This window comes from Paenibacillus dokdonensis, from assembly GCF_004916975.1.
GTDB lineage: Bacteria > Bacillota > Bacilli > Paenibacillales > Paenibacillaceae > Paenibacillus_AQ > Paenibacillus_AQ dokdonensis.
The window spans coordinates 1616221-1633450 of the sequence record NZ_STGQ01000001.1 but is presented as its reverse complement, the minus strand read 5'-3'; the positions used below and the strand labels follow the sequence as shown (position 1 = coordinate 1633450).

General features: G+C 47.3%; 13 protein-coding genes. 2 read left to right on the top strand and 11 right to left on the bottom strand.

Features of this window, described 5'->3' with window-relative positions; translation table 11 throughout:
* Positions 1-49: 49 nt before the first annotated feature.
* Positions 50-1654 carry an S-layer homology domain-containing protein gene (locus E6W40_RS07665; RefSeq protein WP_246072914.1) on the bottom strand — a complete coding sequence of 535 codons (1605 nt, stop codon included), beginning with the start codon at positions 1652-1654 and terminating at the stop codon, positions 50-52.
* A gap of 199 nt (positions 1655-1853) precedes the next feature.
* On the opposite strand from E6W40_RS07665, the gene E6W40_RS07660 reads away from it, so the two are divergent.
* Positions 1854-2402 (top strand): GNAT family N-acetyltransferase, encoded by a 549-nt coding sequence (locus E6W40_RS07660; RefSeq protein ID WP_136604942.1) that lies wholly within the window; start codon positions 1854-1856, stop codon positions 2400-2402.
* Between the two features lie 64 nt (positions 2403-2466).
* Here E6W40_RS07660 and E6W40_RS07655 read toward each other — a convergent pair whose 3' ends face one another.
* The 10 genes from E6W40_RS07655 to E6W40_RS07610 all read right to left on the bottom strand — a co-directional run bounded on the left by E6W40_RS07655 (position 2467) and on the right by E6W40_RS07610 (position 15915).
* On the bottom strand, positions 2467-3027 hold the full coding sequence (locus tag E6W40_RS07655) for a GNAT family N-acetyltransferase (protein WP_136604941.1): 561 nt from the start codon (positions 3025-3027) through the stop codon (positions 2467-2469).
* A gap of 35 nt (positions 3028-3062) precedes the next feature.
* Positions 3063-4787, bottom strand: coding sequence for a proline--tRNA ligase (locus E6W40_RS07650; protein ID WP_136604940.1), 1725 nt, complete (start codon positions 4785-4787; stop codon positions 3063-3065).
* Positions 4788-5229: 442 nt separating this feature from the next.
* Positions 5230-6306 carry an S-methyl-5-thioribose-1-phosphate isomerase gene (gene mtnA / locus E6W40_RS07645; protein WP_136604939.1) on the bottom strand — a complete coding sequence of 359 codons (1077 nt, stop codon included), beginning with the start codon at positions 6304-6306 and terminating at the stop codon, positions 5230-5232.
* Positions 6307-6321: 15 nt separating this feature from the next.
* Entirely contained in the window at positions 6322-7554 is a 1233-nt protein-coding gene (mtnK, locus tag E6W40_RS07640) for an S-methyl-5-thioribose kinase (protein ID WP_136604938.1), read from the bottom strand.
* Positions 7555-7574: 20 nt separating this feature from the next.
* Positions 7575-8573, bottom strand: coding sequence for an ABC transporter permease (locus E6W40_RS07635; protein WP_136604937.1), 999 nt, complete (start codon positions 8571-8573; stop codon positions 7575-7577).
* A gap of 2 nt (positions 8574-8575) precedes the next feature.
* Entirely contained in the window at positions 8576-10090 is a 1515-nt protein-coding gene (locus tag E6W40_RS07630; RefSeq protein WP_136606886.1) for a sugar ABC transporter ATP-binding protein, read from the bottom strand.
* Positions 10091-10193: 103 nt separating this feature from the next.
* Complete coding sequence (locus tag E6W40_RS07625) at positions 10194-11297, bottom strand: sugar ABC transporter substrate-binding protein (RefSeq protein WP_136604936.1); 1104 nt, start codon at positions 11295-11297, stop codon at positions 10194-10196.
* Between the two features lie 580 nt (positions 11298-11877).
* Complete coding sequence (locus E6W40_RS07620) at positions 11878-12546, bottom strand: class II aldolase/adducin family protein (protein WP_136604935.1); 669 nt, start codon at positions 12544-12546, stop codon at positions 11878-11880.
* 56 nt (positions 12547-12602) lie between these two features.
* Positions 12603-14102 carry a rhamnulokinase gene (locus tag E6W40_RS07615; protein WP_246072913.1) on the bottom strand — a complete coding sequence of 500 codons (1500 nt, stop codon included), beginning with the start codon at positions 14100-14102 and terminating at the stop codon, positions 12603-12605.
* A gap of 22 nt (positions 14103-14124) precedes the next feature.
* Positions 14125-15915: an L-fucose isomerase gene (locus E6W40_RS07610; protein WP_136604934.1), complete on the bottom strand. Its 1791-nt coding sequence runs from the start codon at positions 15913-15915 to the stop codon at positions 14125-14127.
* 299 nt (positions 15916-16214) lie between these two features.
* Between E6W40_RS07610 and E6W40_RS07605 the strand changes: the two genes are divergently transcribed.
* Entirely contained in the window at positions 16215-17225 is a 1011-nt protein-coding gene (locus tag E6W40_RS07605; protein ID WP_136604933.1) for a LacI family DNA-binding transcriptional regulator, read from the top strand.
* Positions 17226-17230 lie beyond the last annotated feature (5 nt).

The following is a 17230-nucleotide window of genomic DNA, read 5'->3' as shown; positions in this document are numbered from 1 at the left end:
AATTCATGAAACAAACAACATATGGACTTATATTTTTGTTGAGATGTCTTTAGTATGACGCATATCGGGTCGCATTGGATAAACTCGCCCAAATATCATGCGTTTCTGCTCCGATATACCAATAGGCAAATCCCGCCACACCACGTTTTGCTGCCATCATCGTCTTTAGCCCGAGAGAACGGCCGTCTTCCACCCATATTCGATGCTGGCTGCCCTGACGAGTGTAAGTAACAACATACTGTCCAAGCTCTGCATCCCATATCCGGTTATAATAAACGGAACGAATACGCTGCCCCTGCTGAATCAGAGACAGCTCTTCGGATACAGCTCCTCCGGATTGCAGGGTCCAATCCCGTGTATAATAAGGTAGTGCCAGGATGGTTTTAGAGGCTGGAACCACAGAAAGTAAACGGTTGGTGGCCGATTCAACCCAAGGCAGCGATGATACGGATCCAGCAATTGGATCACCGTCCCAGTGTTCATCATAGCCCATTAACACCACGTAATCCGTATAACGCCCAAGTGCCTCATAATCGAAGGCTTCCGTCCAGTCCGTTCCCAGATCCGGAGATACATCGATGGACAATACAGCTCCGGCACTGCGCAGGCTCGTACCAAGCTCCGATATAAATGCCGTAAGGGAAAGCCGGTTCTCTGGACTGACATTTTCAAAATCTACATTGATACCAGACAATCCATAAGTCTTTACATAACTTGTCAGCTTCTGAATGACTGCTTTTCGTTTACTTTCATCTGAAAGTATCTGATGCGTCAAAGCCGAATCTGAATGATTCCCGAGCATCGCCCATATCTTTTTATTATTTTGCTTAGCCCAGGTTGAAAGGCTGTTGTCTGCATGATTCGAAATAGGAACCTGACCATTCTCCAGGAAAAACCAACGAGGAACCAGCGTATTGACGTTGGTGCTTTTGATTTTCTCAATAAATTGGGATGTAGTGAGTCCGTTCTGCCAGCCGACCTGGATGCCAAGATTCGTTGTCTTGTGAATCGCCTTCGACCAAACTTTATCCTGCAGCACTCTGTCCAGAACCGCCGCTGTTTCTTCACGGGTCATCGTATCCGACGGACGAAATTTGCCGCCAGCCCCTTCCATTAGACCAAGCGTTCGTGCCGCCAGCACGTAAGGAGCTGCCCAGGGTGCAACCTCACCGGAATCCACATATGGCAAGTTCCCTCCTGTGTTGGTACCGGGGTCGACCTTCAGGGCGCGAACAATGAGCACAGCCGCTTCCTGTCTGGTAATCCGGGCAGCCGGCATAAACTGGGTTTTGCTCTTGCCCTCCACAATTCCCAGCTGGATGGCAGCTTCGACCCAGCCGTAATACCAGCTTTTCGAGGAAACATCGCCGAAAGATGGCATATCGGCATCTACCGGTGCAAGTTTCAGCAATCGATCCGCCATAGTCACAAATTCGGCGCGTGTCACATTTTTCTTCGGCTCAAATTTGCGGTTGCCCGTTCCGTCCACGACACCTTCCTTTACAAGTTCTACGATTTCCTTTTTGGCAAAGCTGCCAGCGATATCGTCAAACGGCAATGTGGTTGATTGAGCTGCCGAAGAAACACCTTCGAACGCTCCGAATATGAGTGCTGACGCCATCAGCACAGTCAAAACTCTATTTTTAATTTTCAAGGGGAAGCCTCGCTTTTTATATAGAATAAAAGATTTCAGATTCACTTCTTCTATCCTATCAAAAAGGCATGACGAGGTAGACGCCCAAATCATGGAAAGCATAATGGCCGGCATGCTGAATCATAGATTTGTAATTTTATTGATGAGGGAATATAATTTTCTACCGGCATATTTTAATAGAATCGGAGGATAACTGTATATGCAAAATAACCGGAACGAAAAAGTTTATTTGCAGCACTTACATATTGAGCATGCTCAAGCACTGCTTGATCTCAGACTCCATAATCATGAGTATTTGCAACCTTTTGAACCGATACGCGATGCGTCTTATTTTACGGTGGAAGGACAGGAAAAAGATATTCAAACCGGACTCGGGGATAAAGATCTGATCTCATCCCAATTGTTCGGAATTTTCTTAACCGATTCAAACGAGCTGGTCGGCAGAGCTGCACTGACAGGCATCGCCCGCGGTCCATTTCAAAATGCAAATCTTGGCTATTTTATAGCTCAAGATCAGCAGGGAAAGGGTTATATGACTGAGGCTGTACGCCTTTGTGTTCAATATGCCTTTGAAGAGCTGGATCTTCACCGCGTTCAAGCCGGCGTGATGCCGAGAAATACGCCTTCGCTGCGCGTCTTGGAAAAATCGGGCTTCCGCAGTGAGGGACTCGCCAAACGGTATTTACGCATCAATGGAGTCTGGGAGGATCATCAGCTATTTGCGATCACTAGAGAGGATTGGGAATAAGCAAACCCCATGCTTTGAATAGAAAAACCCGGCCCACTTGGGACCGGGTTTCACTTTCAGTGACCTATATCTGTTTGACCATATGGTAATATACATGGCCGTTAATCATAATTTCTTTGTCCACTTCATAACCGAGATGAAGATACAATGAGTAGGCTCTGCTGTTATCCGTCACAACAGCCATGGCATTTTTCTTATAGCCGCGTTCTTTGGCTCTTTCTTCGGCCGCATGGATCAGCTTGGTCCCAATTCCCTTACCGCTGTATTTCGGTGAAACCGATAATGTGTCAATATAAAACTCATCTTCATCCGATTCTTTATCCAGCTCGAGATCCGGATCATTCTTCATAGAGCGCAGCCGCTCCAGAATGGGTTGGTCCAGTTCTGCGATTTCATCTCCGCCGTAGGCGATGATCACGCCAGCAACCTGACCCTCGACTTCCTGGATAATGGCCTGATGATAAGAAAGACGCCCTTGTTCTGCGGCAAAATACTGCTCAAGTACCTGAACCGCATCCTGTTCACGTTCTTCTCCTGTCAGCTGATGAGCGACATCATGCAGGGCATCATACAGCAATCTTGCCGCTTGCTTCGCATCTTCGCGTACTGCCGATCTGATCTTCATGTTGTTTTCCTCCCGTATTACCTGTCCTTCTTCAATTATAGTCCAGCATCCGAAGCGGAACAAATGGCATGGACGAGCTCCAAGACTTTTTCAACGCCTAATTGCTCTTTTTCACTTCCATTCAAACGGTTCAGCCATTCAACCTGTCCCTCTGCAGCGGCTTTTCCTACGATGATTCGCAATGGAGCACCGATCAGATCAGCATCCTTGAATTTCACACCTGGACGCTCATCACGATCATCCAGAATGACGTCGATTCCTGCAAGCTTGAGTTTCCGGTAAAGTTCGTCCGCCAGGCCCGTCTGCACCTCATCTTTTATGGATACAGGAATGATATGGACCTGGAACGGAGATAATGGAAGCGGCCATAAGATTCCAGTCTCCGATTGATACTGCTCAGCCACAGCGGACATCAGGCGTGATACTCCAATCCCGTAGCAGCCCATAATCATCAGCTCTTCCCTGCCGTCCGCATTCGTAAATTTTGCATCAAGCGATTTGCTGTATTTAGTTCCAAGCTTGAAAACATGACCAACCTCGATGCCGCGGCTGAAAAGCAGCTTCTGTCCGCAGTGCGGGCAGCTATCATCTGCTGTTGCATTCCGGTAGTCCCCCGACTTAAAAGCCTTGAAATCTCGGCCAGCTTTGATATGGCGAACATGATAGTCCTTTCGGTTAGCTCCTGCAATGCCATCAACGACAGATGCGGCTCCCAAATCTAAGTAAACAGGGATATCCAGGCCAGCCGGTCCCGCAAAGCCATGCGGTGCACCGGTCAGTTTCTCCACTGTCTGAAGATCGGCCAGCTCGACGTTTGATGCTCCAAGTGCATTCTTTAGCTTAAATTCATTGACCTCATGATCTCCGCGCACCACTACCGCGATCGGCTGGTTGTCCGCCATATATACCATGGTTTTCAGGAATGCTTGAGAATTCTCGTTTAGAAAAGCGCTTAATTCTTCAATGGTTCTTGTGTCTGGAGTGTATATTTCCTCCATGTCCGGAACCTTCACATCCATAGAAGCTGGACTTTCCTGTTGATAAAAGGTCGCTTTTTCCAGGTTCGCCGCATAATCACATGCTGAGCAGGTGACGATTGTATCTTCTCCAATATCGGCAAGCGCCATAAATTCAAGTGTCTCGCCTTCGCCGCCGATGGAGCCTGCCTCGGCCTCGACTGCCTTGAACCGTAAACCGCATCTTTCAAAAATCCGGCGGTATGCCTGGACCATGGATTGATATGCTTCGTCGAGCCCTTGCCAATCCGCATCAAACGAGTAGGCATCCTTCATCAGGAATTCCCTACCCCTTAGGAGACCAAAACGGGGACGACGTTCATCCCGGAACTTGGTCTGAACCTGGTATAACCGGAGCGGCAGCTTGCGATAGGTATTCACTTCTGCTGCCACAAGCGAGGTTATAATCTCCTCATGGGTTGGACCAAGCACAAAGCCACGGTGATGACGGTCCTCAAGCCGGATCAACTCCGGTCCGTACTCTGTATATCTGCCAGATTGCTCCCACAACTCGGACGGCTGCATGGCCGGCATCAGCAGCTCATCAAAATCGGAGGTACCCATTTCCTGCCGGATGATCTGTTCCAGCTTATGCAGAACACGATATCCAAGAGGCAAATAGCTGTATATTCCCGCAGCCAGCTGCCTTATATAGCCTCCCCGCAGCAACAGCTGATGACTCACCGCTTCCGCCTCGGATGGAGCTTCTCGGAGTGTTGGAAGCAGCATATTTTTTTGTCTCATAAATCCCATCTCCCTTATTTTCGGATACAAAAAAAACACATCCACCCCGGTCTAGGGACGAATGTGTTCGTGGTACCACCCTTTATTCAATAGCTCGCCTGCCCTTTGGCAGTATAAAGCTATCCTCTGGTCAACTTAACGGGGTTTTTCCCGGCCTGGAATACTCAAACCTGCAGATTCTTTCATCCGGCAGCTCACAAGATAGGGAAGCTCATAGCATGTGCGAAACCTTACAGCCAAGGGTTTCTTCTCTGGGGCACGATGGACTTTCAATGAACTATGGGTCTTGGTCACAGCTTTTCATTTATAACAAACTTAAGGTTGTTTTTCCATACCTTACAGGATGATGAAGAATGATGTCAAGTATTCACAATAAATCCCGCCTTTTCCGATATCGTCTATGCGATGAGAAGGCGGGATGTTTTAGTTAAGCTGCGAAATATTATTTTTGGTCAAACATCTTCGGCAGGCTCTCTTCAAATGGTGCGTAAGCAATACCGTTCTGTGTAACAATGGCTGTAATCAGGGAATGGTCCGTCACATCAAAGGCAGGATTATACACATGAACATCCTTTGGAGCCATCGGTTTCTCATACCACTGACTGGTTACTTCATCATCTGAACGCAGTTCAATATGGATATCATCTCCGGTCTTGCACTCCAGATCAATCGTCGAAAGCGGCGAACATACATAGAACGGGATGCCATAGTGTTTCGCCAGAATGGCGACTCCTGAAGTTCCGATTTTGTTCGCGGTGTCCCCGTTGGCTGCGACCCGGTCACATCCTACCAATACAGCTTGTACCTTGCCTTCCTTCATCACGATTGAAGACATGTTATCACAGATCAGCGTGACATCAACGCCGGCTTCTTGTAATTCCCAAGCCGTTAGACGCGCGCCTTGCAGCAATGGACGGGTCTCGTCTGCATATACTTTAAAGTTATACCCTTGTTCCTGACCCAAATATATAGGGGCCAATGCCGTACCGTACTTGGCTGTGGCAATCGTTCCGGCATTGCAGTGGGTCAGAATTCCCCAGTTTTCTTTCAGTAAAGACAGTGCATGTTTTCCAATGCTTTCACACACCTGCTCATCTTCCTCACGAATCCATTCAGCTTCCTGACGCAGTGCTTCTTTCACTTCGCTTAAGGATTTGCCCGCTTCCTGAAGAAGGCGGCTCTCCATACGGTTCAATGCCCAGAACAAATTTACCGCTGTAGGTCTTGAAGATGCAAGAAAAGACTTTACTTCAGCAAAATCCTTGTGCAGTTCCTCATAGGTTTCCGCTTGAGATGCTTTTGTACCCAGATACAAGCCGTACGCTGCTGCGATTCCGATCGCCGGTGCTCCGCGCACTTTTAGTTTATAGATAGCATCCCATATATCCTTCATTTCTTTTAAATGCAGGAACACCTTCTCATTCGGCAGAACGGTTTGATCCAGTATGATTAGCGTATCATTCGCATCATCTAACACGACAGATTGGATCATCTTGAATTCAGTCGAATTATTGTCCATTGCAAGTCCAACTCCTTACAGATCTGTTTCTTTCGAATCCATATATTTTGCAACTACCAGAATGAAATCCTCACCTGTCAACATGTCTGAGCGCCCCATAATGAACGCTTTCCCCATCCGCAGACACAACTTCTCCGCTTTCGCTCTGATATCTTCATCCACAATGCTGGTAATATCCTTTACATGAGCCAGTCCGAGTGTTCTGCGGATCAATTCCAATCCTGTCACAGCCGAGGTATCCTGAATGATCTGATTCAGATAGTATTGATCGAATCCAGGAATCCGTGCCATAGGGTCTGTTGCCCTTTCCTGGAACATCTTCAGAAATTTCTCGCGGAACATGTTAATGACATCCTTCACACTGGAAAGCAGCCATACCTTCTGCGCTTCCCTCGCCACCGGATTTTCCATCACACTGTCTGCATGGATATAGGCAAACAACAGATGGGCAATCACATTACCTATATCATAACCTGCCGGTCCATAGAAGGCGAACTCAGGATCTATGATTTTCGTTGAATCTTCTTTAATAAAAATAGATCCTGAATGAAGATCCCCATGCAGCAGTGACTGCGCATGGTTCATAAATTCAAATTTCAGCTTGGCTGTTTCGAGCAGCAGCGCCTCATCATCCCACAAAAAGGATTGTGCAAACTCACGTGTGGGTTCAAATATATCATTCCGCGGGCAGTCATAAAATGGCTCTGTGTAGACCAGATCCTCAGAAATTTCGCAAAGATCGGGATTAATGAAACTTTTCACCAGATCCTTCTTGGCTTTATGATCCATCACCACATCGGATGTCAGCAGTAGCGTATTCACCATGAAGGTGGAGATATGATCTGCAAAGAGCGGAAATTGTCTATGCTCTAGCAGTGCTTTTCTCATAATATCATGATCGGACAAGTCTTCCATTACGCAGCAGTTCATCACTGGATCATAGTTATAGATTTGTGGAACCAACCCCGGAGCCAGCTCATTCTGCAGCTTCAGGATTTCGCTTTCAATCCGGTTGCGGTCCGTCGATACCTTGATGTCTGCCGAAATTCGCGCAACAGGACCTGCTTGTTTGATAATCAAGGACTTGCCGCTGGCTGAATCAATGATACGGAACACATAGTTCAGGTTACCGTCACCAATTTCTTTGCAAGTAAGCATAGCATCCTGATCAAAGACGTTCAGCCGGGTCACCGCATAATTCAAAACATCGGTTTCGTCCATCGTGAAATATTCATTGTACTCACGCATAAGAATCGAACCCCCCTATACTATTTAGATTTGTAATAAGTAATCGCAAGTGCAAAGGCCAGCACCGTACCTTTGACAATATCCATCGCATAATAAGGAACGCTCAACATTACCAGACCATTCTGCAAAATCCCGATCAGAACGGCACCTACAAAAGTACCTATCGCATTGGGTTTGCCTGCACCCAGTACTGCGAATCCGATGTAGGCTGCAGCTACGGAATCCATTAAGTAAGGGGCTCCCGAATTCACTTCGGCAGTCATGACGCGGGCACCCAGCATGATCCCGCCGATCGCAGCGAAAGCCGCAGATAAAAGGTATGTAGCAATGCGGTATTTATTGACAGGGATACCCGACAGCTTGGCCGCCTCCATATTCCCCCCGATTACGTACATATAACGACCATGCTTGGTATACTTCAAGAATATATGAACGATAACAACCACAACTAGCATGATAATAATAATCCATGGAACTTGACCGATCTTCGCAAAGATGGGACTAATGATTCCCGTCGAGAAGGATCCGTCCGGCATAATCATATTTTGAGATAGAGTTGCTCCCTTTGTATAGGTCTGAGCAATACCCTGGAATACGAACATCATGGCCAGCGTCAGCAGCATATCCTGTATTTTCAGCTTGACGATCATAAACGAATTGATTATCCCGGCGGATAAACAGATTAATATCGTCAAAATAATGCTCATCCATACGCCTTGTCCATGCCACACGAACATCGAGATCACGAGTGCGTTGGCAAGTGAAGCCACCGAGCCGACAGAAAGGTCAAATCCGCCTACGGACAAGGAGATGGTAATCCCAATCGCAATAATGGTTACGATCGAGATGGAACGGAGAATATTAATGATGTTGGAAGGCTGCAGAAAACTGTCTGACATCACCCCAAAGACAATAATAAGAAGACCAATCGTGATCAGGGTTCCATATTTATATAGAAAATCAAAAAATCCAAATGACTTGGGAGTCTTTGAGGTTTGGATTGTTTTGGCTGTATTCATACTTACCTTCCTCCCGTTGAATAGAACAAGATTTCTTCTTCGTTGGTTTCGCTTGTCAACAGTTCTTTGGCAACCATTCCGTCATAAAGGACATAGACTCGATCTGTAATACCTATCATTTCCGATAATTCGCAGGAAGCGTAGATGATGCATTTCCCCCGCTGTGCAAGCTGGAATATCAATTCAAAAATGTCTTTCTTTGCCCCGACATCGACACCTTTGGTCGGTTCGTCGAAGATATACACCTCAGCATCCGTTATGAGCCATTTTCCGATGGCTACCTTTTGCTGATTTCCCCCGGACAGGTTTTGAACTTTCGTATTCTCGCTTGGTGTCTTGATCCCCAAGTTCTGAATGACTTCCCGGGCTGCCTTTTTTTCCTTTTTGAGGTTTAAGAATGTATTCATCGTACAGAAATTCTTTAGGTTGACGGCTGTGATATTGGTCGTAACCGATTCCGTTACCAACACACCTTCTTTGCGCCTCTCTTCGGGAACAAGAGCCATGCCCTGTCTTACCGCTTCGTCGGGACTACGCAGGCGCAGCTTCTTTCCATGCAGGGTTACATCACCGGAGTTCGTCTTTCCCATTCCAAACAGTGCTTTGCACAGCTCTGTTTTTCCTGCTCCTACCAGACCTGCTATGCCGATAATTTCGCCTTTTTTGGCATGGATGTGGATATCCCTGATTTTTTCTCCGTCACTAAAGTTCTTCGTTTCAAAAATCGTTTCACCTTTTTGGATATCTATCTTAGGGAATTGATCCCCCAACTTACGGCCTAGCATATATTCCACGACTTGATTTTGAGTCATATCCTGAATGCTCTCTTGTACAACAAATTCCCCGTCTCTCATTACGGTGATATCGTCACAAATTTCGAACAGTTCAGGCAGACGATGGGATATGAAAATCACGCCGACATTTTCCAGTTTGAGATCCCTGACAATACGAAACAGCTCTTCAGTCTCCGAATGACTTAAAGGTGCTGTCGGTTCGTCCAGAATGAGAAACCTGCAGGTTTTGGAAATGGCTCTTGCAATCAGCACCATCTGCTTCTCTGCCAGCGTCAGTTCACTGACCAGTTTTTTGGAAGAAACCTTGACATTCATCTTCTCCAGAATTTCTTTTGAGCGTTTATGAATTTGTCCCCAAGAGACAATTTGTTTTTTGCCCATATCATTCACGGTATAATCGAGCATAATATTTTCGCCTACCGTTAAATAAGGAACCAGTGCGGTATCAACTTCCTGATAAACGATCTGAATCCCCAGATCCTTCGCATCCTTCGGATTACGAATATGTACCGGGTCATCATCAATATAAATTTCTCCCGTATAATGGCCGTAGGCGCCGGATAAAACCTTCATCAATGTGGATTTCCCGGCACCATTTGCCCCGATCAATGCATGTGAAGTTCCTGTCGTCGTCAGAAAATCAACATTTTCCAGTGCTTTAACGCCCGGGAATTCAATGGAAATATTCTTCATTTGCAGCTTTACTTGCTTGCCTTCGCCCATCTCTTCACCTTCTAGAAAGGATTTCATCGCAAGTATGGGAAGTGCCGTCATGCAGCACTTCCCCATACCTGTCGATTGGCTTATTCAGCCCTGACTGTTATTCCTATTTGGCGTAAGCTTCTTTCAAGCTCTTCATCCAAGGTTCCTCAAAAGCATCGCTTACTCCCCACCCTGGCATTACTTTTGCAAGATTAACCATGTTTACGCTTTCGGCAGAGGTCTTCAGCTTGTCTTGAGTAATCAATGTGGCAGCAAGATCATAGGATTGTGGTACTTCTTCACCGGCGATTTTCTTCGCAAGCATACGGACATCAACTTGTCCGATTACTTTTGGATCTACGGCTGCGGTAGATACCCACGGACTCTTGTCTTCCTGCATCATCTGAAGATCTGCATTGGAAACGTCGATGCCATAGATTTTAATTTCATCGCGTCCTGCTTCTTTCACTGCACGCGCTGCACCGATCGCAAAGGCATCCCAAGTGGCAAAAATCGCACTGATTTCACCTTTTTTATGTTTAGTAAGCATTGCCGAAACGGCATTTTGCGTTTGTACGGATGTATCTGCTGACGCGATCCCGAAGCGCTCGATTTCCTGGATTCCTGGATTCGCAGTCATAAATTCCTTATAAACGGTGTTACGGCGTACCATCGGAGGGAAACCATCTACCCATAGGTAAATAATTTTGCCTTGGCCCTTAAGCTCATCATTCATTTGAGTCAATGCCAGCTTGGCAAGGTTCTCATCATCCTGGGAGGTAAGAGTCACACCTTGCACACTCGCGAGGTCGGGGTTAGAGTCAAATGCAACGACCGGAAGCCCTTTAGCTGTAATTTTCTTCACATCTTCAACCGTTGCGGCATCGTCACCATGAGAGATAATAAATCCATCATAATCTTTTTCAAGCGCTTGTGAGATCGCGTCATGGAACTTTGCGGTATCCCCGTTAGCCGAGAATGTATCCACCACAAAACCCATGGATGTTCCTTCCTGCTTGGCACCAGCCAGGAACTGAGCTGTATGGTCATCTCCGCCAATTTTACGAACCACCATGATTTTGACCTGATCGTCCTTGGCAATCTTATCAGGTACGCCTTCCACAACTTTCTTCTCTGGTGCCTTGCTTCCCCCGCTTGAGCATCCCGTTGCAACGACTGCCACCGCGAATAAGCTGATCAGCAGCTTGCTTAAAGTCTTTTTCTTCATGTCCTGCACCCCTTCAAATGATAATCCGCTTACTCTCTATTATAATTTTTAAGAATAGCGCTGAGCTTGTTAGAATTTTAGCACTGTAAAGCCTAAAAGACAATAAAAAACATAGTGCTTTTTATGGTTTATATCAGCTTTATATAAAGGTTGTGTTCACTTAGGTATGTAATGAAAAATAGAACGCTTAGAATTCCATATTTCGGGGATTTTATATGCAAAAACACATCCGTCCTTTAAGGGACGAATGTGTTCGTGGTAATACCCTGTATTTAATAGATTCGCGTGTTCATAGCAGCACGAAGCCATCCTTGAAATTAAAATAACGGGCTTCTCCCGGCCTGGAGTACTCGAATCTGCAGATTCTTTCATCCGGCAGCTCGCAAGTCTGGGAAGCTCATACCGTTCACATAACCTTCAAGCAGAAGGCTGCTTTTCTTGAAGCACAACGGGGGTTCAATGAACTTTGGGTCTTGGTCACAGCTTTTCATGGTGTATAGCAAACTCTCAAGTTTGTTTTTCCATACATTACAGGATGAAGAAGAATAATGTCAAGTATTCAGCACTGTTTAATTATAATTCACTGTATTTTTTGTAAAAGTTGCACTCTGTATGCTTCACTTTCTAGTGATTGGATCTCCTTGTATTCCGCATCCGTAAGCGCTTTTGGCGTACCTGCAGCTTTGGCGGCGAGATATATTTTCGCGCTCTCTTCAACAACCTCTGTACGGTAATAGGCTTCACGCAGATTTTTCCCTGTCGTGACAAGCCCGTGGTTCTCCAGCAAAATCGAATTATGCTGTCCCACTTTGGCAGCTACCGCATCAGCCAGCAGATCTGTGGTTGGCAGAACATACGGCACGAATGTTACTTCACCCACCAAAGCAGCCTGATCCGGGAATAACATCGGCAGCTCCTGGGCAACCAGCGTTAATGCGATGCAGTATGCAGGATGTGTATGCACAATAGCCTGGATATCCGGATTTTCACGGTAAGCATACAGATGCATCAGTACCTCCGATGACGGACGGACTTCTGTATCTAATACCTTTCCGGATTCGATCTCCACGCGAATCCATTGATGTGGTTCAATATCCTCCAAGGCAAAACCGCTTGGCGACAGCAGCATTAAATCACCTGCTTTCGCACTGATGTTACCTCCAGGACCTACGACAAGACCTTTGGCAACCGTCTTGCGGGCATACAGTGTCAGTTCTTCCCGTACTTTTTGTTCCAGTGATTGAGTCATCTCTCCATACACTCTCCTATCGTCTGTTTGCACGCGGACTCAGGTGGCTTCCGCTCTTAGTTCTTCATTTTCTGAAGCACAATCCGCCGGTAATACTGCTGATAACGTTCTTCCCATTGATCCGCATCTTCGGGAACATAAGTTTCAGGAGGGAAGGATTGACGGACAACCTCGCGGATCTCCCCCAAATTCTTCACTTCTCCGTGAGCCTTCGCCTGCATCATCAGATTACCGATGGAGGTTGCCTCCACAGGTCCTGCGATCACGGTTCTGCCGGTTACATTCGAGGTCAGCTGGCAAAGCAGCCGGTTCTGGATTCCTCCGCCGACCATGTAAATATGCTCCAAATGCTCCCCGGTCAGCTCTTCGATCTCAGTTAATGTCTGTCTGTATTTAAATGCAAGACTCTCAAGGATGCAGCGGATGATTTCCGGACGCGACTGCGGCACCGGCTGCCCACTGGTACGGCAGTATTCCTGAATCCGCTGCGGCATGCCTCCTGGCGTCAAAAACACTGCATCACCCGCATCCACATAGCTTGAATTAACCGGGGCATGCTGCGCCAATTCCGTTAATTCAGCATAACTGAGCTGCGTTCCTTCTATCGCCCAGGTACGTCGGCATTCCTGGAGCAGCCAGAGACCCATAATATTTTTGAGCATGCGGATCTTTCCTTCCGCGCCGCCTTCATTACTGAATAAAAGCTGCCTGCTGCGTTCTGTCAAAATCGGCTCATCCAGCTCAATCCCCATCAGCGACCAGGTACCGCTGCTGATAAAGGCATAACGGCTGTCTGATGCTGGAATCGAGGCTACGGCAGCAGCCGTATCATGACCGGATGCAGCAATCACAGGCATAGCATCGACTGACAGCTCTCCGCAGATATCTGAACGAAGCGCACCAAGCCGCGTTCCAGGCATGACAATCGGGTTAAACAGCGAATGAGGAAGCGAGAGCGCATCCAGAACCGGCATATTCCATTCTCTCTTCATTGGATCAAGCAGCCCGCTTGTGCTGGCAATCGTATATTCGCTGGCCATGACGCCAGACAGATAATAATGGAATAAATCCGGCATAAACAGCATCCGCCAGTCACTTGCGTTCTGGTCGATCCGCAGATGCTCTTCGGCAAACAATTGATACACCGTATTTATACTGGAAGATTGAATGCCTGTTCGTGCATACAGTTCAGACTCGGAAATCAGCTTCAGAGCCTCCTGCATTGCCGGCTCGCTCCGTAAATCCCGGTAGTGGTAAGGATTGCCGATCAGACGTCCCTTAGGATCAACCAAACCATAATCCACACCCCAGGTATCCACGGCTATCGAGGCGGGAGTGCGGCCAAGCTGCTGCTTGGCCTTCACAACCCCTTGCTTGAGCTCATGAAACAGTCTTAGGAAGTCCCAATGCAGTCTATCGCCCAACTGAACCGGTTCATTGTCAAAACGGTGAACCTCCTGAATAGACAGCCGCTCCCCGTCAAAATGACCAGTGACCGCTCGGCCGCTGCTTGCTCCAAAATCCACCGCCATCATCTGCAATGATTGTGTACTCACTTCATCACCTCAATTAGCAGGTTTACTTGTACATCGGTCCAAAGTTCTTGCATGCACGGTAATCTGCACCTTCCGGATCATTCGTTCCGAACATTCCCCATGCTCTTGGACGGAAAATTTGTTCATCATTTACATTGTGCATACTTACCGGAATCCGGAGTATGGATGCCAATGTAATCAAATCCGCACCGATATGGCCGTAGCTGATAGCTCCGTGGTTGGCACCCCAGTTATCCATAACCGAGTACACATCCTTGAAGGACCCTTCTCCCGTTAGATTTGGTGCAAACCAGGTCGTAGGCCATGTTGGATCCGTACGCTTATCAAGCTTATCATGCACGTCCTCCGGCAGCTCGACGGTATAGCCTTCAGCAATTTGAAGAACAGGTCCAAGCCCCTTCACGAGATTCAGACGAGACATCGTTACAGGCATGCCACCACGGGTCAGGAAGTCAGAGGAGAAGCCGCCACCGCGGAAATATTCGACCGCTGCAGGACGCCAGGACGTTGCCTTCAGGCAGTTATTCGCATCCTCCTCGGTAATTTCCCAGAACGGTTTCATCGCAGGCTTGCCGTCTATCATTTGCTCACCAGTGCCATCAAGTGCCGCCGGACCGGAGTTGATCAAATGCAGAAGTCCGTTTTCACCCAGACCTGTCAGCTCATGACCTGTTACGCGCTTCACCGCATCCGGACTCCAATAAGTACGGACATCCGCAAAAATTTGGGCTGTATTGGTCAGCAGGTTGCCGAACAGCATCGACACGCCGTTCAAGCTGTCATTTTCCGTTGCTACCAAATAAGGAGCACGGATGCCATTCCAGTCAAAGGAGGAATTTAGAATAGCTTCATGGAAATCACCGTTCGGAAAATGATCGGTCCATTGGCGTTGTCCCTGGAAACCAGAAACAATCGCATGATGTCCCATTGCTTCCTCTGCAAAGCCGAGCTCTTCCAGACGCTTGTTCCCTACCATCAAATCACGGACGATTTGCGTCATCTTCACAACCATTTCCCAATCCTTGTCTTTCTTCTCGCGCGAGGTTTGAATGTCTTCCGGATTGTTATCCGGGCCTTCCTTGCAGTTTTCCTTCACCCAAGCCATGGCGATTTTATATTCTTCCGGATCATAGATTTCTTCCTCAACCCGGCGTGTAATTTCCGACATATCCACGTACTCGTTCCGCATGCCCAGATATTCCTGGAAGAAATCCGGATCAATCATGGAACCCGCAATCCCCATAGACACGGAGCCAATGGCAAGATAGGATTTGCCTTTCATCAGTGCAGCCGCCATGCCCGCTCTTGCGAAGCGGAGCAGCTTCTCCTGCACATCCTCAGGAATGGACGGATCATTCAGATCCTGTACATCTCTGCCATAGATACCGAACGCCGGAAGACCCTTTTGCGCATGAGCCGACAGTACAGCAGCCAAAAATACTGCGCCCGGTCTTTCCGTACCGTTGAAGCCCCACACCGCTTTCGGAATAGCCGGGTCCATGTCCATTGTTTCCGTACCATAACACCAGCAAGGAGTAACGGTAATCGAAACGCCAACTCCGGCTTTAGCGAACTTATCAGCGCAGGCAGCCGCTTCAGCCACACCGCCGATACAAGTATCAGCAATCACGCACTCTACCTTGGATCCATCCGGGTAGCGGAGATTCTCACTCAGAAACGAAGAAACCGCCTTAGCCAGATTCATTGTCATATCTTCAAGCGATTCACGTACGCCCTTTCTTCTTCCGTCTATGGTCGGGCGTATGCCGATCTTCGGAAAATCCTGCTTCCATCTAGCGTCTTTTGTTGTCATAACTGTTTCTTCCTCCTCATGGTTAAGTTGATGGGAATCATGCCCTCTAAATTAGGGTTATCGATAACCCTATTACTAAAATGAATGCAGCATTCGTTTTGCTTCAGAAAAAATGATCATTAAGATTAGTTCTTTCGTCATATTCACAAAATGATAGCTGCATGGTTGCTGTAGTCTAATTTGCCTTTTCTATTGTATAATGAGGTTATCGATAACTTTAAAATAGCAATGAAAACGGTTGCTGTCAATCCGTATTTTCTTTAGGATTAGAACAATACAGATAAAAGAAGGGGTTATACATGGTCACCATTTATGATATTGCAGAAAAGGCCAACGTTTCCGCAATGACGGTCTCTAAGGTCATCAACAATACAGGACGAATCAGTGAACAAACACGCAAACGGGTCAAAAAGGTTATGGAAGAGCTCAACTACATCCCCAACTCTAATGCACGCAGCCTGGTGCTCCAGCAAACGCAGATTTTGTCCCTGCTAATTACGGATATTACCAATCCGTTTTATACAAGTCTGGCACGCGGTGCTGAAGACAGTGCCAAAAAGCTGGGTTACCGCCTGTTATTCGGCAACAGTGATGAGGATTACGACAAGGAGCAGGATTATGTAGACATGATTCTCTCGACCCGTGTGGACGGTGTACTGTTTGCCCCTGCGGGGGACCATTCCCTGAAACATTTAGAGAAACTGCGTGCCCATAACATTCCTTTTGTGATCATGGACAGGGCAGTACCTGGTATTGAATCCGATATCGTCTCTGGAGACAGTATGCAGGGTGCACGTAATCTTGTTGATTATCTGATCAGCCTTGGCCACCGCAGAATCGCTCTCGTTAACGGTTCGCTTGATGTATCCACCGCGCGTTTACGTTATCAGGGATATGCCGAAGCACTCCAGCTCCACGGAATCGCTCTGGATGATAGGCTCGTCATTCATAAAAGCTACCGTGAATATAAAGATGAAGACCAGCTCCCACATTTGCTGGAGCAGCCTTCTCCTCCGACTGCCATTTTTGCGGCAAACAACTTTTTGGCTGTTGGGGTCATTAATGCGTTGAGACAGCGGGGAATCCGCGTACCTGAAGACATGTCGGTCGTCTGCTTTGATGATCTGGATCTGTCCTCCGCACTGGATCCGTTTCTGACTGTCGCTGCCCAGCCTGCATATCAATTCGGTGCAATGGGGATTCAGCTGCTGGTCGAGCGTATTCAAGGAAGCGCTGTACCTGAAGCCAGAAAAATAATTTTACCTTCCGAACTCATCATTCGTTCTTCAGCCAAGACAATCGGCAAATAATTGGG